We start from the raw sequence: 25,962 nt of genomic DNA on the forward strand, positions 1-25,962 counted from the left end.
CGCGCGTGTATCTGTTGGCGACAATAGGGATAGCGAGGATTCAATCTCTCACATGTGTAGGCCGTTCTTTCATCCCTACCGTCCCTATCATCCCTCAAAATTAAAATTAACCAATAAAAACAATGGTCTTTATCTAAGTCATAGGGACGCAAGAACACTGATTAGGGACGCAAGGTCCAATATTAGGGACGCTAGGGAAAACATCATGAAACAGATCGGTATTCAAAAGCTTTTGGAATGGGCTTTCACCTATGAACTTCGGATGGTGGAACCAAAAACCTCTGTTTCCGGGCAGTCTTCATGGGGGGTCTTTATGGAGATGGCCAAGCTGGGGACCATTGTGGATCGGTCGCCTAGCGTGTTCGGGTTTGCCCTTGGCGGGGTGGAGCCAAGGGAGCCACATCCAGATGCGGTGCTGGTGGGCAATGCGGTGCGGGCGCTGGGCATGAACCGCTTCGAAATCCCGGAAAGCTGGAACCCGTTTCCTGACTTTGACGATCCCTACGGCGTGATTGCGGAAGACGTGGAAAGTGTCATCAGCGAAATACGCTTATCAGGCGAACGGTTGACCGGCACCTACATGACCGGACTGGTCATCTGTGCCGCCATCATGGGAAAGGGGCCGGACTGGCGGGCAGAAAAGCCGGAATTGCAGCTGGTTTCGGCCAATGGCAAGCCGCGCTGGTTTCTCCTCAAAAAGGGCCGTGACGAATTCGGGCGAAACTATTGGTTTGAGGTCAATGGTTACGACAAAAAACGCAAGCGTCCGATGCGCAATGCCTACCAGAAATGTGAACTGGTGGAATCCACGCGCAACGATGTCCTGTCCCGGCTCGACTGGCAGATATGGCAATCCGCGCTCGATAGCCTGACGGCCAGCCTTTCCGGCCGTCTTTCGACCTATCGGCTGATGCCCTTCGATTCTGTGATCGAGCCATGGTGCGATTCCTGCACTTTTTCACCTTCCTCACAAGCCATTGAAAACGTTTATGAATAAATTAGAAAATACCCCCTACTTTGCGGCAGTCGCTTGACATAGCTTTGAAGAGTAGAAAAGGGTCTCGACAAACCCGCTGGTTAACCCCGGCGGGTTTTGCGTTTCTGCCCATGCGGTGGAGGTGGCTATGAAACTTGAAATCAGTTGGCAGGATGCGTCGGGCATTGAGCGCTTATCCAATGCTCTCGGTGTTCTCGATAGCCATAAGAAGCACTTGGCCCTGCAAAGAGCAGTCAACCATACGGGTGCCAAGGCAAAGACGCAGGTTATACGGGCGCTGGCAAAACAGACGGGTTTGAAGTCTGAGGTCATTCGCGCTGCGGTAAAGGTCAATAAAGCGTGGGGGGCAAGCGCTGATCCTGAACAATTTGCTCGTTCGTTAGCATCGAAGAATAGGGCACCCGGGGCACAATCGCTGCACTATTCGCTTACGACGCGGGGCGGCGACATATCGCTGAAACATTTCAAGGCTCGAGAAACCTTGAGGGGTGTAACTGCATCTCCCTTTGGTGAGCGCAAGCTTTTCCCCGGGACATTCATCAAAGGCGGGCGGTTCCCTAACCGTGTCACCGCATCTGGCTTGAACGGACACGTTTACGAACCCGAGAGCAACGCGAAGACCGGCAAATCAACATGGCGTCGGCCTGTTTCGTTCTACGATAGCGGTGTCATCATCCCTGTTGAAATGCTTAAAGGCGCCACGGCTGATGCATTCACATCCGTGGTCAACCGTCATCTGGCCAATCGGGTCAACCACGAAATCAACCGCCTATGCCCGGGCATCTTCGTCTAACCCTCAATAGGGCAGGTCAAGGGGGGGGTGTGGCGGTCCTGCCACACCCCCCCCCGGGGTTAGGGACCGTACCCCTGACCCACCCCCCACGGGCGGAGAACGGCCCGAAATCTCGCCAGTCTGAGGCTAAATTCAAAGCCTAAACTTCTAAAGACCGGCTAAAAAGCTAAAGAGAACGGTAAAGTCGGCATGGAAATCGCAGTCAGCAAAGGCGAATTTGCTGCGATGATCGGCGTCTCGCCGGGTCGCATCAGTCAGTACCTCTCCGAAGGCAAGATTTCGACGTCTGCCCTGTCCGGCTCTGGTCGAAACGCCAAAATCATTGTTGATCGGGCAAAACAGGATCTGCGCATCACGCTCGACGTGTCGCAGCGCCTCGGCAATGGGATCGACACCCGGCTGGATGACGAGCGGCCTCTACCCGGATCGGCTCCGTTGTTTAGTCAGCACAATCCGCCGCCGCCATCGTCGCAGGACGACCACATGCCGCGCGGGATCGACTACCAAATCAAACAGCAGAAGCTGGAGCAGGCGCGGCGCGCCAACCGCAACGCGGCGATAGAGGATGCACAGGCACGCGGCCAGCTGACCAACACCGACGAGATGCGCAACGGCATGGCGCGGGTCGCCAGCGCCATGATGGAAATCTTTGAGGGCGGTCTCACTGACATGTCGATGGCGATAGCAGCCGAATGGAAGCTGCCGCAGCGCGACGTGAAGCACCTCATGCGGCGTGAGTTCCGCAAAGTGCGTGAGACCGCCGAAAAGCAGATGACACTGAAGGCAATTGCGCTTCCCGACGTAGTTCAAACCGTGCTGGAGGCTGAAGAACCGGAAGGCGATATCCAATGAACATTATCACGGTCGATACCGCCAACGCGGAACGGATCGCCTACGAGGTTCTGGCTGACGTCATCAAGCCCCCGGAAAAGGTCGATTATCTGGCGTGGGCCGAGAACAACATCGTGTTCTCGGAGCTGGAAAGCCCGGATTATCCCGGCCCGTACAATCGCCGCCTGTTTCGGTACTTCGATGCGGTTCTGCAGGCGCTATCGCCGGACGATCTCTGCCGCATCGTGTCGCTGATGAAGTCGGCGCAGATCGGCGGAACGGTTGCCGCCAACATCTTCACCGGCGGCTCGATGGACATGGACCCGTCATGGTTTCTGTACGTCCACCCGACGGAAAACAACGCCGAGCGCTGGAGCAAGATGAAACTTGCGCCAATGCTGCGCAACACCACGAGCCTCACGTCGCTGTTTCCAAAGAAGAGCCGCGATGGGCTGGATTCGCTGCTGTACAAGGAGCGCGCCGACGGTCGCGGAGCCATTCAGATCTCCGGGGCGAACTCGGCCGCATCGTTGTCGCAGGTAACCATGAAGCGACAGGTGCAGGATGACCTGTCGAAATGGGAAACCAACACCGGTGGCGACCCGGAAACACAGGCCGATAGCCGCAGCCGTGGGGTGGAGGAGGCGAAAATCTTTAAGATTTCGACGCCGCTGGTTATGCCCGGGTGTCGGATTACGAAGAATTTCGAGGATGGCAGTCAGGAGTATCCTTACGTTCCGTGTCCGCACTGCGGGCATTATCAGGTGCTGGAATGGGAGAACATGCTTGCCAATCTGGATGAGGCTCATCCCGAAAAAGCGCATTTTACCTGTATCGAGTGCGGAACAGAGATCGAGGAATACCATCGCCAGACGATGCTGGATGGTTTGCAGTTTCGCCCGCACAACCCGTCGCAGATGCGGTTCCACCGGTCGTTTTACATCTGGTCGGCCTACTCGCCGCTGCAAAGCTGGGAGCGAATTGCCCGCGAATGGCTGAGTGCCCGAGGCGATCCGGCGTCTGAACAGACGTTTTTGAATGATACGGTCGGGAAAGCCTATGTGACGCTCGGTGAAGCGCCGCCGTGGGAGGCGTTGCGCGACCGGGGTGCGGCATCCGATTACCCACGCGGCAAGATCCCGGTCGGGGGTATCATCGTCACCATTGGGATCGACTGCCAAGGGGACCGTGTCGAATGGCAACTGGTGGTTTGGGGCAGGGATTTCCGGCGCTGGGTTGTCGATTGCGGCGTTATTCCTGGTCATATCACCGAGAAAAGCTGCCAGGAGCGGCTGGACGCGCTGGTCGCGCAGACCTGGACGAACAGCTACGGGCAGAAACTGGCGGCCGACAAGATCGCCATCGACGGTAATGCTTATACCGAGGATGTCTGGCTTTGGGCAAAGCGTCACCCTGCATCGCGTGTTGTCATGGTGCGCGGTGCAAAGAGTGAGTCAGCGCCATTGACGCAACGGGTGAAGAAGGAGCGAAACCACAAGACGGGTAAGATTCTGAATTACTCGAAGCGGTTTTATAACTTCAACGGCTCGATCCTGAAGATGGCGCTCTACCGCAATGTCGCCAAGCTGGACCCGATGGAGCGCGGCTTTGTCGGTTTTCCGACGGGTCTGGAAGACGAGTATTACCGCCAGCTGACCGCCGAGCGTCGTGTCCCGAAAAAAAAGAAAGACGGCTTTGTCGAGTACGTTTGGGAAAAAGACCCGGCGCAGGCCAACGAAATGCTCGACACGATGAACCAGGCCGAGGTGGCGGCAATCCTGTTCGGCGTTCGTGGCATGCCCGACAAAATTTGGGACCGGCTGGAATCCGAGCGGGAAGTGCATCCGCCTGAAGCACAGTTTGATTTCGAGGACGGGCTGTTCTCGGCCCTGAAAACAGCAGTGGCCGTCATAAAAGCCACTGCCGCGCCGCCTGTTCCGGCTGAACCGAAGAAACCACCGCGAACCAACCGATGGGCGAAACGAAAATGACAAAACCTCGTATGCGCGTTGCAGCGGGCAGTCACAGACTGCCCGCTCCGGCAACAATCGGTCGGGCTGTGCGCGCCACCAACGCTTACATGCGTGATAGCCAGTCCGGCGTGATCGCGGCCCGGCCTGCATCCCTGCAGGACCACCGGGACGAAGTGCGCCGGGTCTGGCGGCGCGCGGCCGGGCTGACCATGGACATGCTGCAAAACTCCGGCCGATTGAAAGGTGCGGTCGACCAGATCATCGTTGATACGGTCGGCGTCGAGCTAACGCTCAATCCGCAGCCGGATCTGGCTCGGTTCGGCTATGAGGAAGGGGAAGCAGCCGACTGGATTCGCATGCTGAAGAACCGCTTCAAGCTTTGGGCGTGGAATCCAGCGGAATGTGACTTTCGGGGCAAGTTTACCCTGCCGCAAAAGACCGATATCGGCATCCGCAACTGGCTCGGCTATGGTGAAAGCCTTGGCGTTGTCGAGTTCATGGGCAAGGCGCAGCGCAGACGGTACGGTATCAAAACAGGTACGAAATTCCTGCTTTTGTCGCCAGATCGATTGGTTCAGGACACAAACACCAACGAGCGGCTGTTTCAGGGTGTTCTGCATGACGAAAACGGCCGCGTTCGGGCGTATCGGTTCGAGGTGCAGAACGAATATGGCCTTACTGCCAAGCGCGATTTTCCAGCGCGGGACGCAGATGGCCGCGAACTGGTGATGCACGCGTTCGATCCGATCGGTGCCAACGACGTTCGTGGCATCACGCCGCTGGCGCCGACGTTCAGAAAATACCTCATGGGGGAAAATCTGGACGATGCCACCTCGCAAATGGCGTTTTTGCAGACGGTTTACGCCGCTGTTTTGAAGAGTGATCGACCCAGCGCCGATGTGTTTGAAGCGCTGGATGCGATGAAAGATACCGGGGCCGAAGGGGCCGAGGATCTGGCAGCGGATTTTGTTGACTACTTCAAGGCAAATCTCGACCGGGCAGCGGAGTCGGAACTCAAAATCGGCTCCGGCGTCGGCGTTTCGCAATTGGCTGTCGGCGAAAGCCTGACATTTGAGAATGCCAAGATACCGGGCCCGGATTATCTGCCGTTTTCGTCGGCGCTGCACCGCGAAACAGCCCGTGCGCTCGGTATCACCTATGGCGGCTACACCATGGATTATACGCAGGCGACCTACGCAAGCACGAACATGGAAAACGCCTCTGTGTGGCCGCTGGCCGTGCGGCGGACAGACAGGATTGCCGCGCCGCATATGCTTGTGCCGTTTGCGTCGTGGCTGGATGAGGAAATCGAGGAAGGACGCATCCCGTTCAAGCCCGGCGCTGAAGCCTACCGCCAGAACCGGGATGCGATCTTGTGGGCAACATGCCTCGGTCCTTCCAAGCCAACCGCCGACGACGAAAAACAGGCCAAGGCGTCAACCGAACGCATGCTCAACGGCACCACGACGTGGGAAGTCGAGTGCGCTGCGCGCGGTATCGACCCGGAAGAAAGCTTCGAAAGCCGCAAACGGTGGCACCAGCGTCACATCGAGGCGGAAATGCCGTCGCCCTTTGCCCGCAAGATGGGCAGTGAACCGACGATGGACAACGGCGAGAAGAAGAAGGCGGAACGCTGATGGCAAACATCATCAAACTCGCCGGCGTCTCGGTTGACGCCGACGACCCTTGCGCCTTGAAAGCCGTGCTTGAAGTTGTTCGCCTCAAGCTGGTGGCCGGGGAAAACACCGAGGAATACTCCCTCATGTCGCCAGTCACGCGGGAAACCGTGCGGTTTTCGCCCGGAAACCTGAAGGCGCTGGATATGGAAATTGACCGGCTCAATCGGGCCTGTCTGGTTAAGCAGAACAAGCGCCCGCCGTCCCGACGCCGGTTGCTGCGCTACTAGAGGAAATCATTATGGCTGTTCTGGTGAACGGCGAACTCGTTTTGTACGGGTTCGTCGGCGATAACTATTGGGATCAAGGCTTCACTTCGCGCGAAGTCATTGATGCGCTGGCCGAGATCGGCCGGGATACAGACGTCAACGTCCGGATCAATTCGGGCGGCGGCTATGTCGATGATGGCGTGGCGATCTTCAATGCGCTTTCACAGCATAAGGGCAAGGTCACCGTCATTGTCGATGCGATGGCAGCGTCCAGTGCCTCTATCATTGCCATGGCGGGTGAGGAGCGGATCATGCGCAAGGGCGCAATGATGATGATCCACGACCCGGCCTCTGTGGTGTGGGGTACAGCCGACGATATGGCCAAGGCGGTCAAGATGCTGGAAAAGCACGCCGTCAGTTTCGCCAGCATTTACGCCGATGTGACCGGTGAAGACATCGACGACATCCGCGCCGACATGAAAGACGAGTTGTGGCTGACCGCCGACGAGGCTGTCGAGCGTGCTTTTGCAACCTCGGCCAATGACAACAAGGCCAAGCCAGCCGCTGCCCACGATTACAGCGTCTACGCAAAAGCCCCACAGCGCTTCGTCGCGCTGGCGGGCAAGAAAAACTGGTCTCACACCGGGGCCGAGAACCGGGCACTGGCGTCCACCACTGCCGCAAACCCTTCCAAACAGGAGAACCGTTCCATGGCGAACGATAAACCGGCTGTCACCAGTGACGCCGACGCTGACAAGGCGGTTGCAACCGCGACGAAAGACCGGATCAAGGCCATCATGAACTGCGATGATGCCAAGGGCCGCGAGGCGCTTGCCAACCATTTTGCCTTTGAAACCGACATGACGCCGGACGCTGCTATCGCCGCTTTGAAACTGGCAGCCCCGGCGACCGCCACCACGCCACCGGAACCAACCTACGAAGAACGGCGGCTGGCAGCCGCTGCTCTGGCCCAGCCGGGCGGCGGGGGCGGCGGCACCCAAAGCAAGCCCGCTGCCAATCTCAATGCGAGCGAGATTTACGCGCGCCGAAACATGAAAGGTGCCTGATGATGAAGACGGTTCACGAAACAGCCCGTCCGCTGGCGTTCCTGCTGACGGAAGCCAACGGGTATATCTCGCGTGAGGTTCTGACTATCGCGGCGGGATCTGGAAAGCTTGAAGCCGGGACAGTTCTCGGCAAGGTCACCGCGACCTCAAAGCATATTCCATCACCTGCGGCCCTCGTTGCAGGCAGTGAGGGCGCTGAAACTGCAAATGCCGTTCTCGGTTACGGCGTGGATGCAACAACGGTCGACGTCGAGGTTGTCTGCATTACCAATGATGCCGAGGTCAAACGGCCCATGTTGATCTTCCATCCGAGCGTCAACGATGCGGGCAAGACCAACGCCAAACTCAACCAGCTGCGCAGCGTCACCATCAAGGCGCGATAGGAGAATCCGATTATGACAGTTCCAAATATTCACGGCGGCGATCCCTTCAGCCTTGAGAGCCTGACCGCCGCAGTTAACGTCGGCACCTACCGGCCCGGCCAGATTTCCGCATCCGGTCTTTTTGATGAGGACGGCGTATCAACAACTACGATTTCTGTCGAAATGCGCGACGGCAAACTGGCGCTTGTCGAACCGAGCGCACGCGGCGGCGCGGGTGAAACGACAGACGACGAAAAGCGCAAGAAAGTCCCTGTCAACATTGAACACTACCAGCGTGATGATTCCATCCTTGCGGATGAAGTCCAAGGGGTTCGTGCTTTCGGCTCTGAATCGGCTGCAGAAACCGTCGAGAACCGGGTCAATGGAAAGACACAGCGACACGCAGCTGACTTGACCATGACCTTGGAACATCAACGTGTCGGTGCCATCAAGGGGATCGTTACCTCCAAGTCCGGCGGCGTTCTGGTGGATCTCTACAAGACGTTTGAAATCGCTGTTCCTGCCCCAATCTCTTTGGGATTGAACGACCCGAACACGCTGGTCACAAAACTGTGGCAAGAAGCTCTCTACGGCTTAGAGGATACGCTAGACGAACCCTATGATGGGATACATGTTTTCGCCGGCCGTACACTCCATCAGGCCATGTGGCAGCATAAGAGCGTGCGTGAAACCTTCCTCTACGGTGGTGGTGCTGCCGTTCTTCGCCAAGACGTGCCCGATGTGTACGAGTTTGGTGGGGCAACGTGGGAACGCTACAAAACCGGTGCGAAGGCTACGAAGGATCTTGGCTCGCCGTACATTGCCCATGACCGCGCTCGCGTCGTGCCGAAAGGCGTCGCGGATCTGTTTATCACCCGTTTCGCACCCGGCGATTACAATGAAACGGTGAATACCAAAGGCCTGCCATTCTATGCGCGCGCCATCGAGAAGCGAAACGGCAAGGGCTACGATCTCGAAGTGCAGATGAACGCGATTTCCATCTGCACCCGCCCACAGGTTCTGCGCGAACTGACCTTGTAAGCGCCGCTTGTCTTTCAAACCAAAGGCCGGGCGTGGGTCCGGCCATCTGCAAATGGAAAGAAACCGCCATGACATTGAAGACAATGCGGGTTGCCTCCCCGCGCGGCATCATCATCCCGGGCACAGTGCTTGGACTGCCAAAGGATTACTCGACAGATCCTCATGAGGCTGTCGACGTGCCAGAAGACTATGGACGTATGCTGGTTGAAAATCGCTTTGCCCATGAAGTGATCCAGTCCGAGGACGCGGGCAGCGCTGATAAGCCGAACGGCCCGGAAAAGCCGAAAGGCAAAGGACGCGGCAAGGCGTCTGTGCCGCCGTCTAGTCCAGCAGCTCCTGAGACAAAAGAAAACACGCCGCAAGGGCAGGACAATCCTGCAGCCGACGTGTCCAACGCTCATGTAGATCCGCAACAGAGCGGCTTGCCACTGGATGGCACCACGACATTGGAGCAGGAACCGGACCCGTCCAACGACGAAGGCGCAGATGAGGGCGAAGACGACACCTCGTCTTCTGACGCATAAGGCTTTCGAGAATGGACCTCGAAGCTGTGCGCGCCTCACTGCCGGGCATGCTTCGGGATGTTTTCGGCGAACCCGTGACCATCCTTGCCATGCGCGAGGGCAAAATGTCGGCCGTTGCGGACGACACCCGCCCGCGCATGGACGCCGTCCCGGCCAGATATGACCTCGGCATCGACATCGAGACGCTCGGAACCGGGCGTAAAGTTGCCGGTGCCTCCCATGCCGATGATGAAACGCCATCGATCAGCATCGCGCTTGACCGCCTCGCATGGCAGCCACGACCGGGCGACCATGTCATCCGAACACCGAAACAGGGCGGCGGCCCCATCACCTACCGCGTCACCCGCCCGTTCAATCTGCCGAACGGGGTGTTGCTGCTCTACCTGCAAAGGATTTGACCATGAGCGTTGTTCGACAACTGGTTGTGACCTCGGCCGTCGAGGCTTTACGCGGACGTACGGTTGCAGGCGACTGCGTCTATGATAGCCGCATTGATAGTTTTCGGGGGCTGGTCAATGAAGATGGTCAAACCGCGCTGATTATTTCCTGCGAGGAAGCCGAGCAGGATGGAACGGCTCACAGCGACGGTGGGTTTCTCGGCCGATCCACCGAATTGCGGCTTCTGATTCAAGCAATTGTCGTCTCCGTTTCTAAAATCAAGACGGAGGACGGTGAAGCTCTTGTGTCTGATATTGCCGAGACAGATGCGGCCTATGAGGCGGTGCTTAATATTCTTGATCGTCAGTGGCGCGCTGTACTGCATGATTACGATGTCGCATGGTGTCGTGTGTTTCGCGGCCTTGTTTTAGGTGTCGGCAAAATCATCGATACCCGCGCAGTCGACCCGGAGGTCGGCCGCAAATACGCCTGCCGCTATACACAAGTGAGCCTGAAGGTTGTGCATGAGCCAATTCCCGGACGAAACTTGCCGCCGTGTATTGAAGCCGGCTTGGCGGCGATGGAAGCCGACGGGGATAAAGGTTTCGCCAATATTGCGATGAACTTCAGGGCGGCACTGGCCGACGGTTCTGACCAGCCAGACTGGCGTAAGCTGCAATCGCGGCTGTTTGCTACGCGCGCGGACATGGATGCGTTGCTGCTGACGCCGCTGGTGACCGAGGAGACATTGATCGATGATCCCACACACACTGCCTGACCAACTTGCCGACCTTTATTCCCGCGTCAACGAGATCGAGCGCCGGGCACGCAACCGCAAGCGCACCGGCACCATTGCCGAGGTCGATCACGAACAGGGCAAGTACCGCGTGATGCTCTCCAGTCCGAACGGCAAACCGTACCTGTCGCCGTGGATTCGATCCCGGTCGCTTGGGGCAGGCGGGGTGAAGATCGATGTGCTGTTGACCAAGGGCGAACAGGTCGATGTCGTCTCCGAAAGCGGCGATCTGACCGACGCCGTGATCGATATGTCGACCTACAGCAACGCCAACGCCCGCGAGAACACGTCCTCGCCGCTGCATATCAAGATCGGCGACACGGTGTTTGCAGCTGACGGCGGCGCTCTGACACTGGTGTCCGGCCAGATTGTCATGAACGGCGATGTGACGATCACCGGCAATGTGGCGATTGAGGGCGGTTCGCTCACCCACAACGGCGTCAACATTGGCAGCACCCACATCCACGGCGGTGTGAAGCGCGCCGGCGAGAAGACAGATCCGCCAATCCAATAGCTGACAGTTTTTTCCAGGAGGCAAATATGGCGTTTTCAACCGGTATCGACGCCTCGACCGGCGCGGCTTTGAGCGATTGGGACCATGTGCAGCAATCGATTGCCAAGATCCTGACGACACCCATCGGGTCGCGGGTCATGCGGCGCGATTTTGGTTCGCGTCTGCCCGATCTGATCGACAACAAACTGACGGCGCGCAATGTGTTGCAGCTGTTTTCCGAAGCGGCGGTCGCCATTGCCCGCTGGGAGCCACGTTTTCGGGTGGAGGAATGCGCCGTTGACGAGGCCGGTCCATCGGGCCGCATCACGCTGGCGCTTTACGGCACATACTTTCCGCGCGGTCACCTCGGCGACTTCACCAACAGTCAGGCAATGACAACGCGCCCGATCCTGCAGCGATTGGGCTAATCAGTCAGGACGGTCCACCATGGCCTTTGTTTCCGATACCCTCGATCTATCCCGGCTTGGCGCTGCTGAACTGGTTGGCGTCAATTTCGAAGCCACTCTCGCGGCGCGCCTGATCCTGCTTCAGCAGTTCTGGAATGCGGCGCGCGAGAAGAACCCGGACCTGCCGGCGTTCAACGTGGCGATGCTGGAAAGCGATCCGGCGATCATTCTGAATGAGGAATTCGCCTATTCGGAAACGCTGATCCTGCAGATGATCAACGATGCAGCCAAGGGTTTGCGACTGGCGCAGGCCACCGGGGCCAATCTCGACCATCTGGCAACGACCTATCACCGCACGCAGCGCCGGGTGATCGTTGCGGCAACCGAGCGCACGGCGGCGCAGATGGAAACAGACGAGGCGCTGCGCTCGCGCGCGCAACTGGCACCCGAAGCGCTGGCCGATATGGGGCTGACACCGGGCGGCTATGTCTATCGCATCCGCACGGCGTTTGCCCAAGAGATCAAACATGCCTGGCCGATCCATCGGGGTGCTGGCCGCGTCGAGGTCCGGCTGCTCGGCCGGTCCGGGGATGGCATGATCGGCCCCGATCTGATTGCCGAGATCGTTGCGGCGTTTTCCGCCGAGGACGGTCAGCAATCGACCGATGTCGTGACGTTCCTGCCCGCCGAGATCGATGCGCAGGATTGGACGGTGACATTGGTTGTTCCGAAAGGCCCGGACCTGTCCGTGGTCCGGGCGCAGGCCGAACGTGGGCTTTGGGCGCTGGCTGACAGTCTCCACCGCATCCATGCAGCGGTGTTTCGTGAAGCGATCAGTGCGGCCGCCCATGTCGGCCCGGTCATCACCGTGCGCGTCAACGCGCCGGTGACCGACAGACCGGCGCGGCCCGAAACCGTGCCGCATGTGCGCTCGATCACGGTCGAAACGGAGGTGGTGTGATGGCGACCACACTGTTGCCGGGCGCATCCGGCGCGTTCGAGACCGTCATGAGCCAGACCAACCGGACCCGGCTTGATAGGGTGCAATCCTATCCGGCCATTCTGTCCACGCTCTGGAACGCCGACACATGCCCGGAAAGTGAGCTTAGTCTTCTGGCCTGGGCCTTGTCGGTCGATATCTGGGATGAGGCGTGGTCGGTTTCGCGCAAACGCCGCGTGGTTGGCGAAAGCCTTGCCTATCATCGGGCCAAGACCACGCCAGCCGGGGTGCGCATGGCGCTGTCCTACCGCGACGCCGATCTTGTGTCCTACAATCTGCCCCGTCACGGGCTGTTTGTGGATCGTGCGGTTTCGCGCAGTGACGAACAGGCATGGCGCGCGCGTTTGCCCGAGCTGCGCATTCACGATGGCGCAACTTTCACGCTGGCCGGATCGGTTCGTCGCTTTGTCGGGCGCGACTGCTTTGTGCGCGGCGATGCGAGGCTTGCCCGGCGCGCTGTGATGGTGCGTGACGGGATGGAAACACCGCTTGTCATTCAGCCGCGCGACGGGTTTGAGCGCATCACCTTGCCGGTGGCCCGTCAGGCCATGACGATCTGCGGACGGGGCGCGATGGTTCGCCTTGCCGGTCCGCTCACTCTGCCACTCGATGTGCTGGCCGTGCGTCCGCTGACCGGATCGCAAACGGACGTGCGCAGCGTGGTTTCACGCGGAGATCGCCAGATCGTCGCCCATGCCGCACGCCGCCAGATTGATGGTGCCACGGCAATCTTCAAGCCGGTCGGACGCAGCGGCCGTCAGGTTGTCGCACCGGTTACGGTTGCCAATGGTTATATCGCCATGCGCTTCAGCTATAGCGCCGGGCGCACCACGGCCCACAAGCCGCTCAACATCGTCGGCCGGTCGCGTCTTATGCGCCCGGCCTATACCGCCGCCTGGACGGTGGACTGGAGCCGTCCGATTGCACCATCCCGGTTTCCAACAGGCCGCAAGGTTGCCGGTTCCAGCACTGCCCAGGCCGTTCGCCTGATGACGGCCATCCAGTCGGCCGCAGCGCTGCGCGACGTCAACGCCATCGATTTTAAAGCCACAGACAGACTGACCTATGCGGATCTGCACGCCATTCGGCCAGCCACCCGCTACGGCCAGAGAAAAAGGAAAAGCTGATGTATCAACGTGTAGTGGTCAAAGAAGGCCAAGGCGTCAACGAGGTTGATTTTGAGCGCCTCGGCACATTCCCGCAGACCGGTATCGACCTGTTGACCCGCGACCTCATGGCCTCGGCGCTGGTCTATTCCGGCCTGCTGGTCACGCAGTCCGGTTCGGTCACGGTGCAGATTGCGCCCGGTCGTCTCTATGACAACGGTCGCCAGTTTGCCTCCGAGGTGACGGAGGAGCGCTCCTTTGCCGCGTTCGTGCCGGTCACGGCCGGACAGTCGGTCATTTGCCTGATCGTGGCGCAGGGGCAGGAAGTCAGCGACGATGTCGAGGATCGTTATTACGAGCGGCCCATCGATCCCAACAATCCGGCCAGCGGCACCCAGCAAAGCATTGACGATGGTTATCGCACCAAAAACCGCAAGGTTGTTCTGACCGTTGCTCCCGGTATTGAAGGCGCGCGGCCTGTGGCACCGGTTGCCCCGATTGGCGCGGTGGCTGTTGCCGAGGTGCTGGTGACGACATCGGGCATCCAGTCGGTGACCATGCGCACCGATAGCCAAGCGCAGCGGCTGGAGCGCGTAGCAGGCCAAGTTAACGACGTTGCCAAAACACTGGCACTGATCACGCAGGCCATTGAGGGCCTTCGTGCCGATCAGGCCGGCATCAAGGCGTCCCTGCTTGGCTCGGCTTCCAAGGGCGCGCTGGCTGCGCTGCAGGTCGATATGGCGCTGATCAAGGATCGTTTCGATATCTCTGACAACAACAGCCCGTATTGGGGAGATCGCTTCCTCGATCTGCGCGAGACCGATATCAAGCATCCCGACTACAAGGCGCTGGTGGAAGAAGGCATTCGCTTTCCGTATGCCAACATTACCGAAGTGCCGCTTTCGGTCTACAATCCCAACGACCCGAACCTGTCTCATGCAGGCTCCGGCCTGATTTGCCCGCGCTATGTGGCAACCGATGGCATCACGGTCACGGCTGCGACCGGGGAAATGCCGCTTGGTGGCATTGCGGTCCAGACGATTACCGTCGAGCAGCTCGTGGAAAAGCGTGAGCGAGTGCGCGTCGGCTCGACGTTTACGATCTGCAACAATAACCAGTGGTGGCAGTCCGGTCGTTACGATCCGATTGCAGGCATCTTCACCTCGGCAACCGGCGAGACCTACAAGGCAGCAACGGATCATTACGATCCCGTCAATGCCAATCATCGGATCATGCGCGTTCAGCAGTACTGGACAGATACGATTGACGTGCCTTACGAGAAGTTCACCGCCAACCAGAAGACGGTCTCGGGTGTCATCAAGGCGCAGTCCTTCCTTGTGCATCAGGAGCGCTGGACGCCGCGCACATGGCTTGGCATCAAGCGCTGGGGCAAGGGTGCTGCGGTCACCGCCGTTCTTGTAGAATGCCGCGACGATGGCACACCCGATCCGACGCGGGCACTGGCAACCGTCCACAAAAGCGAGGCCGACTTCAAGGCATGGCCAGAGCGGACCTACTTCCCGTTCGACAAACCGCGCTTTCTGGCACCGCTGGCGGGAAGCCAGAGCCGGGCACGCGCCTATGCGATGATGTACTTTGTCACCGGCGACGTGGATGTGGCAACCGCAGACGGTCAGTCCTTCCTTGGCGGCAACCTGTTCTCGACCACGGACGGGCGCTACTTCGACGGCGATCTCACCCGCGATCTGGTGTTCGGGATCGACTTCTGCTCGTTTGAGATCACGCAGATCCCGGTCAACCTGACGGCGTGGAATCTGGATGGCGGCATTCAGGGCATCGATATTCTGGCGCCGACCATCGTGCCGTCTGCCAGCAATATCGTCTACGAGATCAATGTCGGCGGGGTCTGGCGACCCTTGTCTGATCAGACCATCGGCGGCGGCATTCTGGATGGTGTGACCGTCTACTATCAGTCGCGCGTCGTGCTGACGGGAACGCAGTGGGCCATGCCGATCATCGAGACCGGCAACAGCCGCGTGCGCCTGACCCGCAATGGCGACAAGCTCACATGGGTGTCGGCCGACTGGTTGATCGGCGAACAGGCCACCGAGTTCAGCTTCCGCGTCGTGGTGGCAGCCCACGATGCAGACCGCCATACGCTCAACGCCAAATGCCTGCACGGGGCTGGCTACAAGACGGCCACGGCCGCCGTCTCCGTCACCAGCCGCGTGGTGGCAGGCCGCGAGGTGGCGAGGCCCGATCAGGAATATGCTGTCGAGATGGAATGGACGTTCAAGCTGCCGGCAGCCGTCGACCGCGCCAAGTTCCGCCTCGACGGCTCCACCAGCAATCACCGCCTTCCCTACAACGTCGAATGGGCAGCGGCACGCAAGACGGCGTAAAGGAGCTGACATTGCGCAAGTTTGAGAAAGACTACCGCTTGCGCGAAAGCGACGATGTGCTTTCGCGCGAGAATGCCATTCACCTCGATCTCGACATGCGTCTCGACGCGGTCGAGCAGGTGGCAGAAGCCGTTCGGGACGGCAACCGCGAAGACGTGAACCTCTTAATCCAGAAGATCGATCAGACGGTATCGCCGCTGACGCAGGCCATGAAAGCGGTGATCGAAGAACAGGGCAAGGGTTTTACCCCGGACCGCATTGCCGAAACCGCCGACAAGCGCTTTACCAGTGAGCGGGAAATCGGTGCGCTTCACACCGAGATGCAAAACCTGAACGTCCAGGCGGAGCGCAACAAGGCTCAGATCGAGGCCCGGGTGGCTGATGCTCTTGACGATCTCGTCAATGGTGCACCCGGCACGCTCGATACCTTGAAGGAGTTGGCAGCGGCGATTGGCAACGACAAGGATTTTGGTGCGTCGATTGCCGCGCAACTGGCCAAAAAAGTCGATCTGACTGGCGGGACAATGACCGGGCCTCTTACGGTCAAACAGCAGGTTGTCATCAACGGAATTGACGGCTCGGTGCGTCGCTTGTTCAACCAAGACGGCACAATTGGCGTAACCGGTGGTGACGGCAAATGGTCCACGCGGTTCAGCGACACCGGCGAAATCTGGACAAAGCAGTACGGCAATCTGTCAGGGTATTTTGCAACCAAAGCGGAGTTTTCCACAAAGCTCAACCGTTCTGGCGGCACATTGACCGGTGATCTTGAAATTCAGAAAACGCAACCCTCCTTGATGCTACACTATCCGAGCGTTTCCTGGTGGAAGCTCCAAGTAGCAGCTAACAGCGGTCTTTATTTCACGAACAATCTGACAGGCGATAATTTCATATTCGGCCAAGGCGGCGACATTTGGACCCGTCAGTTTGGAGATTTGAATACCCGCATCGAAACCCGCGCCCGTGAGTGGGCAAATGATCGAGCCCAACGGCTATCGGCACGTTTGGCCTTCGCTGGCGACGTGGACGCCCAATGGGGGGTTATGAGCGAACCTTATGGAGGCGCGGTCATAACCGGAGCTGAAGGAAAATCTCAAACGGGTGGGCGATACCGCTTCCGTTACCTTCAAATGAAGAGCATCTTCGACCAGTGGTATACCGTTGGATACGCTTAAGGATCACCCAATGACATACGCACTTAAAAACCTTGGGTTCTGGGAAGCCTACACGCCCACAACCCTACCGCCCGGCGCTCCTGAAAACGCCATGTTCGCCCGCCGTGTCAGCGACGGAAAGGACTGGTACGAACTCGCCCATGATCCGACGACATGGACGCCGTATAGCGTGACGGCAACACTCATGCCGACCCCGACCGGGCTTCTCGTCCAGTCGGTCGTGCGCGATGCGTCGGCAATCTTCCCGGCCGGTTCCCATCTGATCGAGATCATCGGGATCGATCCGGCAATCGAAAAACCACACAAGCTGTTTGAGCAACAGATTTGTGATATTGAAGCAGGCACATTCGCACCGCCGCCTTTACCCGCGCCGCAGACGATATCGGATCGCCAGTTTTTCCAGTTGCTGGCCGAGCGCTGCATCATCACCGAAGCAGAGGCGCTCAATGCGGTCGGTCCCGGCATCATGCCGAAAGCCATGATGGCGCTGATCGACAAGCTACCGCAGGACAAACGCTTTGCGGCAAAAATGCTGGTGACCGGCGCATCGACCTATGAACGGTCATCACCCTTTGCCACCCTGATCGGCCAGCTTTACGGCTGGAGCGACGCCGATATCGATCAGGCGTGGCGGGATGCGGACGGCCTTTAACACCGGCTAGAGTCACACCAACAAGACCCGCCCACAAGGCGGTTTTTTTATGCCCATTGTCAACCTTGAAAGGATCGCCCCATGGCTGACCTGTCTTATAACCACGGCGTCAAAGTCACCGAAAGCACGGCCACGCCCTCGCTTCTGCGTGTCACCAACTTCGGCGTCACATTCATCAACGGCACGGCTCCCGACGCCGACGACGCCGTGTTTCCTGTCAATCACCCGACGCTCGTCACCTCGCAGACGCAGGCGGCCGCGCTGGGGGCAAAAGGCACGCTGCTTGACGACGTCAACACCATCTTTGACGAGGGCGGTTCGTCCGTCATCATCAACCGCGTTGAGGATGACGCGGACGAAGCCAAGCTTCAGGCCAACCTGATCGGCGATGCGGAGGAGCGCACAGGACTTTATTCCGTCCTGCGGGCAAAGTCCCTTTGCGGCATCCAGCCGCGTGTGATCATCACCGCTGGCAAGACTGGCGTATGGGGCGAGGACGGGCTCCTGTCTGTCACGCTAACGGCCAACGGCTCCAAGCTGACAGAGGTTCCAGCCGTCAAGTTTGCCAATGGGGGCAACGATCCGGGCAAGACCCTGCCGACCGTCGTGGCGGTATTGGGAACGGGTGACAAGGCCGGACAGGTCGTTGACATCGAAATCACAGCGCCCGGCAAACGCCTGACCGAACCGCTCACCATCACGTTCGAAGGCGGCGGTGCGGATGCGGGCAAGGTGTTGCCAAAAGCCACCGCCAACATCGGTGACCTTGGCAACCCGTTTGTCTCGGCGCTGGCCACCATCACCCCGCAGATCCGTGCGCGCGCCTATATCAATGGCCCGAACACCAGCAATGCCGAAGCCATACGCTTTCGTCAGATGGTCAATTCGGATCGCATCCTGATTATCGACCCGATGGGCCTGAAGAACGTCAACGGCAAGCCAGTCGAGGTTTCGTCAGCGGCTGTGTTCGCCGGGGTGCGCGCTCGCGTTGTGGCGTCTGACGAGGGCGTGTCCGGATCGGTCTCCAACAAGATCATCCGTTCGCTTGATGGCGTTGCCCGTGCCATCCAATACCCGTATGACAGCAACTATCTTAACGAACAGCACGTCTCGACCATCATCAACGAGCGTGGCGGACTCCGTACCTGGGGATCGCGGCTTGCCACCGATAAGCTGATATGGGCATTCGACAGCGTCCGTGCCACCGCCGACATGATCAACGAAGCGCTGGAAGACATCTACTTCCAGTGGGCCGACAAGAAGTTCACCGTCGCCAACCTCAAAATGATGGTTGAGGACGGCAACGCGGCGCTGCGGGCCTTCAAGAGCAACGACGACATTCTCGGCGGCCGGGTCTGGCTGTCAAAACAGAACACCCCGACGCTGAACGCGGGCGGCAAGGTGTTTCTGGATGTCGAGTATGAGCCTGTCGGCCTCATGGAACAGATCAACATCACCGCGCACCGTAACATCTTCTACTACCAGCTTGTGCTGGATGAGGTGAAGGGTGCCATCGACAACGGCCCGCTGACGCTGGCGCAATAAGGAGATGAGACAATGGCAGAGAAACTTCGATATGTGCTGCGCAACTGCACCTTATGGGCAGATCGAGAATCCAAGGTCGGGCAGGTAAGTGAAATTACCTTGCCCGTGCCACAGGCCAAAATTGAAGAGGTCCGCAATTCGGGCATGGCTATCCCTGCTCAAATCGTCATGGGATACGAAAAGCTGGAATTCAGCTTCAAGATGACGGGGTTTGACCCGCAGATCCTGAAACTGTTCGGCCTGAAAATCGGCAGTGAAACACCTTTCATGATCACGGGATCGCTCGTGGATGAGGATGGCACCTCCCGCAATGCCACAGCTACCATTCGCGGAATTTTAAAACAAGCCGACGCCGGTAGCTGGAAATCCGGAGAAATGGCCGAAACCGATTATCAGGTCTCCGTCAACTATTATAAGCTGGAAGTGGAAGGCGAAGAGCTAATCGAGATGGACGCTTTCGATATCAAGATCGGCGGCGTCTCGCAGTACGGAGATGTCCGCCGCGACCTGCTGCTTTAGACCGGAACCCAATTAATCACCCCACAATCAGCCCGCCTTAAGCGGGCATTTTTATGGAGCATTCGCATGGATACCACCATTCCTGACAGCATTACCGTGAAACTGTCCAAACCTATTGAGCATGCCGACAAGCAGTACGACGAACTAACTTTTGAAGAGGCAACCGCTGGCGATCTGGCAGTTGTTGACTCTGTCAGCGGCGAAACAACTCGCATGCTTGCCATCCTTGCCAGCATGTCGGGTGTTCCGTTGCAGGTCATCAAAAAGATCAAGGCACGCGATTTGACCCGCATCATCAAGGAAGTTGAACCCCTTATGGGGGAGCAGGAACCACCGGCTGGACAGACATCATAGCCGTTGTTGCCAGTGAGCTTTCCACCTCGATTATCGACGTGGAAAGCATGCGGCCCGCCAAAGCGTTGCGGTATTACGATGCTGCCGCCCGCTTGATCAAAGCCAAAAACAGGACAAACAAATGACCGTCTTGCAATCCACTCTCAGACTGTCTTTGCTGGATATGGTCACTGGCAAGGCAGCGGGAATATCGCGCGCCCTGACCAGCCTGAACAATGCTGCAGCCCGCAACAGTGCCGCCATGGACCGCATGCGCGGGCGCATGGCCGAAAGCCTTGGTGCTGGCTATGCGCTGGCACAAGCTTTGTCAGCGCCGATCAAGGCAGCGGTGGATTTCGAATCCACGATGGCCGATATCAAGAAGGTTGTGGACTTCCCGACGCCGGTTGCTTTTGCTCAAATGGGTAAGGACATTCGCGATATGTCCTTGCGCATTCCCATGGCGGCGGACGGGATCGGCCAGATCGTGGCGGCGGCTGGGCAGTCCGGCATAGCGAAGGCCGATTTGCTGGCCTTTACCGAAATGGCGGCAAAGGTTGGTGTGGCGTGGGATGTTGCTGCGGGTGAGGCGGGTGAATCCCTTGCCAAGTTGAAAACTGCGACAGGACGGTCGGTCGCAGACGTCGGAAAACTGGCCGACGCTATCAACCACCTCGGCAACAATAGCGCCGCTGGCGCGCCACAAATTCTGGACGTGGTCAAGCGTGTCGCACCAATGGCGAAACAGTTCGGCATGACGGCTGAACAGGTTGCCGCGCTCGGCGCTGCTATGACCGGCTCCGGTTTCGAAAGTGAAGTAGCAGCCACGTCTATCCTCAATGTCGGTCGCGCTTTGACGAAAGGGGGTAGCGCCAGCACCCGGCAGGTGAAAGCCTTCAAGGCACTTGGACTGTCGTCAAGGGGGGTCGCCAAGTCCATGCAGAAGGACGCTATGGGCACGCTCCAAAACGTGCTCACACGGATCGGCAAGGTTCCCGCTCATCTGCGCGCCGCACTTGTCTCTGATATCTTTGGGGACGAGGCGCGTGCGCTTGGCCCGCTTATCAGCAACAGCAAGCTTTTGGCTGAAACCCTGGGAATGGTAGCCGATGAAACGCAGTATGCCGGATCTGCGCAAAAGGAGTTTGAGACGCGCTCGGACACCACTGCCAATTCTATGCAGTTGTTTAGAAACCGTGTGAACGATCTGGCGATATCAGTAGGCAACGCCCTAATCCCACCGCTGAATAAGCTGATGGATATCTTTGGGCCTATGATTACCGATCTGCGCGATCTGGTGGATCGATATCCAAAGCTGACGGCCGGGATTATCGGTGCGACTGCTGCCGTTATCGGTTTCCGCGTGGCAACGACTGCGGCTGCATGGGCAGGGCTGTTCATGAAGGGAAGCCTTATTGCGCTGACAACAGCATTTCTAAATGTCGCCCGCGCCACTGGTATCTTTGCCGTCGCTTCGTTGTTCACAAAAGCTGGTCTGGTAGCAGCCGGTACAGCCGTGCTCGGCTTTGGCCGCAAGTTACTCGGATTGGCTTTTGCGCCTGCCATTGTTGCCTTCAAGGCATTGCGCACTGCGGTCATTGGATACGCCGCGAGTGCTGCTATTGCGGGGCAGGGCACAGCCTTGGCATTGCTAGGTCGATCATTGCTCGGACTTTTAAATCCGATGGCACTTGTGCGCGGTGCATTTGTAGCATTGCGAGTGGCGCTGATCTCAACGGGGCTTGGTGCAATTGTTGTTGGATTAGCTGCGGCTGGTATTTGGATTTACAACAACTGGAACGGCATTTCCCGGATGTTCAGTGCGTTCGGATCGGCATTCATGACGGCAATGAAACCCGTCATGCCTGTTATCCAGCCGGTTATAGATGGTGTTTCCAATCTTTGGGCAAAGGTCACCAACTTGCTCGGCCCGGTCGATGGTCTGGGCAAAAGCTGGTTTGAGATGGGTCGTATAGCTGGCACGGCTGTCGGGGAGTTTGTTGTTGCGGGCATCACAAAGCTGACCGAGTTCGTTCGGTGGGTGTCCGAACTGCCGGGTAGGATAATGGCGTTCAGCTCACAATTGTACGGTGTCGGTTCGCAGATGATCCAGAATCTGTGGGATGGCGTGACCGCGAAGTTCAATCAGCTACTTGCATGGTTCAAAGAGATGCCATCGCGGATCGTGGCGGCTATTGGCACAATTGATTTATCCAATATCTTTAAACTGCCATCTATCCCGTCGCCATCCAGTTGGGGTTCTGGCGGTGGCAACAACGCCTTCGGCGGTGGAACACCACCCGCAACTGGACCAGGCACTGTCGCTGTAGATGGCGCTCGTGCTGACGGTGGGCCGGTTCGTAGCGGCAAGACGTACCTTGTCGGGGAGCGCGGCCCGGAGTTGTTCTCTCCTCGCCAGTCTGGCGTGATTTCGCCAAACGAGGTCTATCGGCAAGCGCGTGCGGCGAACGCGCCAGTTGCCACCGCGACCAGTCAAGTACCTGTGTTAAACCTGTACGCCACGTTCAATGTTAACGGAAACTTTGATCCGAGAATGGCCGCAGAAGAAACATTACAGAAATTAGGTGGGTCAGTGCGCAACGCCGTTGAAGCATCATTTGGAGCAAGCTGAGGCGGGTGATTCAACATCAGCCGTCAAAACTTGAAGGTAGAGTTGTCATTGCGTTGTTTGCTCTCGCTCTCTTGCGACAAGCATTGTTCCAAAATGACGTAGGAACCATCACTACCGGTACGAGCAACCTCGTCACACCATTTCCGTGACTTAACAGGAAAGGTCGACCACGTGTCCTTGAGTGTGTCGTAAGACGATTGTTCACCTCGGATACATTCCGCTTTGATGACTTCGGACATGCCACCTCCCGTCGAAGCGACTTCGGTGCACCATGCAACTGGATCGTAACGGGGCACGTCACTTGCGGTAGCCGGTAATGTCAAAGCCAACAAACTCGCAAAATGCAGAGCTAATACACGCACAAGCATACGGGCCTCCGAACGTTAGTAGAATTCAACGCTTGTCTCATTCAACACGACTCGCAAAACTCGGTACAGGTATAAAAATGAAGCAAGTCCTAGCGTGATTAATATCAACACAGCCCAAACGACAACGTGCCCGATTGAGTGTCCGATATTGAAAGTGCAGTTAAGCCGACCGATAGCCCGTCCTGAAACATCTACTAATTCAGTTTTGTTCAGAACCGCACGATTGAAATAATAAGGAAATACGATCAACGCCAGACCAAGCGTAACGACCGTTAGGACAATCCATAGGATCACACTGCCGATTGCCTCAGTGGTGCTGAACCTGCATTTAAGTTTGGCTACGCGAGCCGCGCTATTCACTATTTCTGCCACTTTAACTCCAATCAGACACGTGATTGCGTTTGGTTATGACATCGCCGTGTCTATGTGCGGTCGATTCAATCTAAGATTGATCGAATATTAGAAACCATTAACATCTGTCAACCTGTGAGGCACCATGTCCGGTCCTGTCGCAATGATGCTCGGAGACTATGGCTTCGAGTCCCTTGGCTTTGGCTATCAGGGGTTAACCCGCCGCATCCAGACACCTTGGGTCGATGTGCAGGTGGCCCAAACACTCAACCAACAACAGTGGACCGGCCCAACCTCGGAAGAGGTGACGATTACCGGCGCGCTGTTTCCTGTCCAGTTCGGCGGGCAAGAAAGCCTCGACGGCATCATCGCGGCTGCCAATGCCGGCACGCCGATGATGCTGGTATCGGGATCTGCGCAGGCGGGGAAAATCCACGGCATGTTTACCGTGCAGGGCGTGGACGAGGACCGCAGCTTTCATGACCGGTTCGGCCAGGCGCACAAGAACACCTACAGCATCGCCCTGAAGCGATACCAGCAGACGCAAACCGCCACATCCAGTGGCGCTAGAGACTCCCTCGCCGAATTGTTTCGGTGATGTCGTACCGCTTAGACAGGAGATTTATTAATGTTTCCCAAGCCCTTTCAGATTGAGCTTCACAAATGCGCGGATGGCCACCAGCGTTTCTTATTTTCCAGAATGGATGGGACCATCATCCGTCCAGAAGAACTTGACGATTTCATCAATGGCAGCCTTCGCAACGCCATGCTCCATTTCATAAGAAAATCCATAAAAATCTTCGTTTCGAAGCTCCGCCGCAAGCTCATCACCAATCGCGCGTAACTCACTGTCTGTTGTGCCCCGCTTCCCAAGTTCGTTGCAGAGCTTTCTTGCAAGAAGATGGTAGCCCAAAATGACACCAATAACCTGGAATTTCTCTGCTGGAATAGTGACCATTCAATTCCCCTCTTATACCTCTTTGTGGAGGATAATCTAATATGACGAACAGATACACCATGAAACAGGGCGAGACGGTCGATCTGGCGTGTCTCGCCTTTTATGGCCGCACGCGTGACGTGGTCGAACAGGTGCTGTCAGCCAATCCCGGACTCGCCAGTCTTGGCGCGGTCCTGCCGATGGGCACCACCATCCTCATGCCCGACGCGCCCACGGCCAGCCGTGCCCGTCCACTTGTCAGCCTTTGGGAGTAACGCCATGACACCCGTTGTAGAAATTACCGTCGATGGTAAGCCTGTCGCCGGCGCATTTTATGAGCGCCTCGTGTCCCTGACCGTGACCGACAAGGAAGGGGTCGGCAGTGACACCTTCGATATGGAGCTGTTCGACAGTCCGGAGGCGTTCCTGGCTATCCCGAGGAAGGGCGCAAAAGTCGAGATACGGCTGGGCTATGGTCAGGCCGGAAGCCTCGGCCAGTTCACGGTCGACAAGGTCAGTATCAAATGCCTGCCCTACTCGATGTCGATCTCCGGTAAGGCGGCGGACCTCGCCAGCGGCAAGCTGAAGGAGCGGCAAGAGCGCCATTGGGATGGCAAGACCGTCAAAGAAATCGTGGACGATATTGCAGCGGAAAGCGGGCTGACGGCGTCCGTCGATCCGGAGCTGGGCAAACATCGGTACGAATGGCTTGGCCAGCAGGACGAAAGCAACGTGCAGTTCATGCGCAGGCTGGAGCAGCGCCACAATGCTCTGTTCACCATCAAGAATGGCAGGTTGGTGTTTGCCAAGCGCGGATCGGGCCTGTCGGCATCCGGCGCGTTCGTCGGCACGGTCACCATCACACCGGATATCATCTCGCCGGGATCATGCTCGTTTGAGACCAACGACCGCACCCGCTATTCCAAGGTTGTGGCCTATAGCCAAGACAAGGACAAGGCCGAGCGGGTTGAGATTGAGGCGGAAGCCGATGCGGAGGGCGATAGCGTCTACCGCATTCCCGAACCCTATGCGGATCTGGCAGAGGCCGACAAAGCGGCGCAGGCCAAGGCCAAAGACCTGAAACGCGGCGAGGGGTCGGCCTCGGTCAAAGTGGTGGGTGACACGTCTATCACGGCCGGTGCGCCGCTGTTGTTTTCGAACGTGCGGCCGGGGCTGGATGGCGTGCCGTACATCATTGAGACTGCGACCCATACCTTCAGCAAGGGCGGTGGTTATATGACCGAAATCAGCGCCAAGCTGTATGACGGCAAGTCCACCGACGAAAATGCGGCCGACGATACCGACGACGCCGGCACATCAGCGTCCGACACCAAAGGCACGGTCGCAAAGGACAGTGCCAAGGGCACGCCCTACACGCCGTCACAATGGGCCTTGCAACGCCGCAGCGGGCGCACTGACGATAACTGACCGGCA

28 protein-coding genes are annotated in these 25,962 nt (G+C 58.1%); 26 read left to right on the forward strand and 2 right to left on the reverse strand.

All coding sequences use genetic code 11. The features are described 5' to 3' along the window. Window positions 1–205: 205 nt before the first annotated feature. The 23 genes from IFT84_RS20500 to IFT84_RS20610 all read left to right on the forward strand — a co-directional run bounded on the left by IFT84_RS20500 (window position 206) and on the right by IFT84_RS20610 (window position 22,872). Complete coding sequence (locus IFT84_RS20500; RefSeq protein ID WP_192122487.1) at window positions 206–997, forward strand: hypothetical protein; 792 nt, start codon at window positions 206–208, stop codon at window positions 995–997. 127 nt (window positions 998–1,124) lie between these two features. Beyond that, complete coding sequence (locus tag IFT84_RS20505; RefSeq protein WP_192122488.1) at window positions 1,125–1,790, forward strand: phage tail protein; 666 nt, start codon at window positions 1,125–1,127, stop codon at window positions 1,788–1,790. A 189-nt stretch (window positions 1,791–1,979) separates the two neighbouring features. Further along, window positions 1,980–2,642 carry a hypothetical protein gene (locus IFT84_RS20510; protein ID WP_192122489.1) on the forward strand — a complete coding sequence of 221 codons (663 nt, stop codon included), beginning with the start codon at window positions 1,980–1,982 and terminating at the stop codon, window positions 2,640–2,642. Next, window positions 2,639–4,612, forward strand: coding sequence for a phage terminase large subunit family protein (locus IFT84_RS20515; protein ID WP_192122490.1), 1,974 nt, complete (start codon window positions 2,639–2,641; stop codon window positions 4,610–4,612). Before IFT84_RS20510 ends, IFT84_RS20515 begins: the two co-directional genes overlap by 4 nt. Continuing rightward, window positions 4,609–6,231, forward strand: a complete 1,623-nt coding sequence (locus IFT84_RS20520; RefSeq protein WP_192122491.1) for a phage portal protein — start codon at window positions 4,609–4,611, stop codon at window positions 6,229–6,231. The genes IFT84_RS20515 and IFT84_RS20520 overlap by 4 nt, the downstream gene beginning before the upstream one ends. Next, complete coding sequence (locus IFT84_RS20525; RefSeq protein ID WP_192122492.1) at window positions 6,231–6,500, forward strand: hypothetical protein; 270 nt, start codon at window positions 6,231–6,233, stop codon at window positions 6,498–6,500. The genes IFT84_RS20520 and IFT84_RS20525 overlap by 1 nt, the downstream gene beginning before the upstream one ends. An 11-nt stretch (window positions 6,501–6,511) precedes the next feature. Then, complete coding sequence (locus IFT84_RS20530) at window positions 6,512–7,546, forward strand: head maturation protease, ClpP-related (protein WP_192122493.1); 1,035 nt, start codon at window positions 6,512–6,514, stop codon at window positions 7,544–7,546. Window positions 7,547–7,548: 2 nt separating this feature from the next. Continuing rightward, window positions 7,549–7,929 (forward strand): head decoration protein, encoded by a 381-nt coding sequence (locus IFT84_RS20535; RefSeq protein ID WP_192122526.1) that lies wholly within the window; start codon window positions 7,549–7,551, stop codon window positions 7,927–7,929. Window positions 7,930–7,941: 12 nt separating this feature from the next. Further along, window positions 7,942–8,949: a major capsid protein gene (locus IFT84_RS20540; protein ID WP_192122494.1), complete on the forward strand. Its 1,008-nt coding sequence runs from the start codon at window positions 7,942–7,944 to the stop codon at window positions 8,947–8,949. Window positions 8,950–9,017: 68 nt separating this feature from the next. Continuing rightward, entirely contained in the window at window positions 9,018–9,473 is a 456-nt protein-coding gene (locus IFT84_RS20545; RefSeq protein WP_192122495.1) for a hypothetical protein, read from the forward strand. 11 nt (window positions 9,474–9,484) lie between these two features. Then, complete coding sequence (locus IFT84_RS20550) at window positions 9,485–9,871, forward strand: hypothetical protein (protein ID WP_192122496.1); 387 nt, start codon at window positions 9,485–9,487, stop codon at window positions 9,869–9,871. A gap of 2 nt (window positions 9,872–9,873) precedes the next feature. Continuing rightward, window positions 9,874–10,629 (forward strand): hypothetical protein, encoded by a 756-nt coding sequence (locus tag IFT84_RS20555; protein ID WP_192122497.1) that lies wholly within the window; start codon window positions 9,874–9,876, stop codon window positions 10,627–10,629. After that, entirely contained in the window at window positions 10,607–11,161 is a 555-nt protein-coding gene (locus IFT84_RS20560; RefSeq protein ID WP_192122498.1) for a phage baseplate assembly protein V, read from the forward strand. The genes IFT84_RS20555 and IFT84_RS20560 overlap by 23 nt, the downstream gene beginning before the upstream one ends. Before the next feature lie 26 nt (window positions 11,162–11,187). Next, on the forward strand, window positions 11,188–11,568 hold the full coding sequence (locus IFT84_RS20565) for a GPW/gp25 family protein (RefSeq protein WP_192122499.1): 381 nt from the start codon (window positions 11,188–11,190) through the stop codon (window positions 11,566–11,568). A 19-nt stretch (window positions 11,569–11,587) separates the two neighbouring features. Next, window positions 11,588–12,508, forward strand: a complete 921-nt coding sequence (locus IFT84_RS20570; protein ID WP_192122500.1) for a baseplate J/gp47 family protein — start codon at window positions 11,588–11,590, stop codon at window positions 12,506–12,508. Next, window positions 12,508–13,674, forward strand: coding sequence for a phage tail protein I (locus IFT84_RS20575; RefSeq protein WP_197975627.1), 1,167 nt, complete (start codon window positions 12,508–12,510; stop codon window positions 13,672–13,674). The genes IFT84_RS20570 and IFT84_RS20575 overlap by 1 nt, the downstream gene beginning before the upstream one ends. Next, window positions 13,674–16,016 (forward strand): hypothetical protein, encoded by a 2,343-nt coding sequence (locus IFT84_RS20580; RefSeq protein ID WP_192122501.1) that lies wholly within the window; start codon window positions 13,674–13,676, stop codon window positions 16,014–16,016. The genes IFT84_RS20575 and IFT84_RS20580 overlap by 1 nt, the downstream gene beginning before the upstream one ends. Before the next feature lie 11 nt (window positions 16,017–16,027). Beyond that, window positions 16,028–17,191, forward strand: a complete 1,164-nt coding sequence (locus IFT84_RS20585; RefSeq protein ID WP_192122502.1) for a hypothetical protein — start codon at window positions 16,028–16,030, stop codon at window positions 17,189–17,191. 10 nt (window positions 17,192–17,201) lie between these two features. Next, window positions 17,202–17,843 (forward strand): hypothetical protein, encoded by a 642-nt coding sequence (locus IFT84_RS20590; protein ID WP_192122503.1) that lies wholly within the window; start codon window positions 17,202–17,204, stop codon window positions 17,841–17,843. An 81-nt stretch (window positions 17,844–17,924) separates the two neighbouring features. After that, window positions 17,925–19,388 carry a phage tail protein gene (locus IFT84_RS20595; protein ID WP_192122504.1) on the forward strand — a complete coding sequence of 488 codons (1,464 nt, stop codon included), beginning with the start codon at window positions 17,925–17,927 and terminating at the stop codon, window positions 19,386–19,388. A 12-nt stretch (window positions 19,389–19,400) separates the two neighbouring features. Next, window positions 19,401–19,907: a phage major tail tube protein gene (locus IFT84_RS20600; RefSeq protein ID WP_192122505.1), complete on the forward strand. Its 507-nt coding sequence runs from the start codon at window positions 19,401–19,403 to the stop codon at window positions 19,905–19,907. A gap of 66 nt (window positions 19,908–19,973) precedes the next feature. After that, window positions 19,974–20,261 carry a phage tail assembly protein gene (locus IFT84_RS20605; protein WP_192122506.1) on the forward strand — a complete coding sequence of 96 codons (288 nt, stop codon included), beginning with the start codon at window positions 19,974–19,976 and terminating at the stop codon, window positions 20,259–20,261. A gap of 121 nt (window positions 20,262–20,382) precedes the next feature. Continuing rightward, window positions 20,383–22,872, forward strand: a complete 2,490-nt coding sequence (locus IFT84_RS20610) for a phage tail tape measure protein (RefSeq protein WP_192122507.1) — start codon at window positions 20,383–20,385, stop codon at window positions 22,870–22,872. 383 nt (window positions 22,873–23,255) lie between these two features. Here the strand turns inward: IFT84_RS20610 and IFT84_RS21815 are convergent, their stop codons facing one another. Further along, window positions 23,256–23,612, reverse strand: a complete 357-nt coding sequence (locus tag IFT84_RS21815) for a DUF6693 family protein (RefSeq protein WP_446737632.1) — start codon at window positions 23,610–23,612, stop codon at window positions 23,256–23,258. A 124-nt stretch (window positions 23,613–23,736) separates the two neighbouring features. On the opposite strand from IFT84_RS21815, the gene IFT84_RS20615 reads away from it, so the two are divergent. Beyond that, the gene (locus IFT84_RS20615; RefSeq protein ID WP_192122508.1) at window positions 23,737–24,189 is read left to right on the forward strand and encodes a phage tail protein; all 453 of its coding nucleotides are present in this window, start codon (window positions 23,737–23,739) and stop codon (window positions 24,187–24,189) included. Between the two features lie 90 nt (window positions 24,190–24,279). Here IFT84_RS20615 and IFT84_RS20620 read toward each other — a convergent pair whose 3' ends face one another. Further along, window positions 24,280–24,549, reverse strand: a complete 270-nt coding sequence (locus IFT84_RS20620; RefSeq protein ID WP_192122509.1) for a hypothetical protein — start codon at window positions 24,547–24,549, stop codon at window positions 24,280–24,282. 41 nt (window positions 24,550–24,590) lie between these two features. Between IFT84_RS20620 and IFT84_RS20625 the strand changes: the two genes are divergently transcribed. Both IFT84_RS20625 and IFT84_RS20630 read left to right on the forward strand, forming a co-directional pair. After that, window positions 24,591–24,803 carry a tail protein X gene (locus IFT84_RS20625; RefSeq protein WP_197975628.1) on the forward strand — a complete coding sequence of 71 codons (213 nt, stop codon included), beginning with the start codon at window positions 24,591–24,593 and terminating at the stop codon, window positions 24,801–24,803. A 4-nt stretch (window positions 24,804–24,807) separates the two neighbouring features. Continuing rightward, window positions 24,808–25,956: a phage late control D family protein gene (locus IFT84_RS20630; protein WP_192122510.1), complete on the forward strand. Its 1,149-nt coding sequence runs from the start codon at window positions 24,808–24,810 to the stop codon at window positions 25,954–25,956. The last annotated feature ends 6 nt before the right edge of the window (window positions 25,957–25,962 follow it).

Source organism: Rhizobium sp. CFBP 8762, assembly GCF_014841565.1.
Lineage (GTDB): Bacteria > Pseudomonadota > Alphaproteobacteria > Rhizobiales > Rhizobiaceae > CFBP-8762.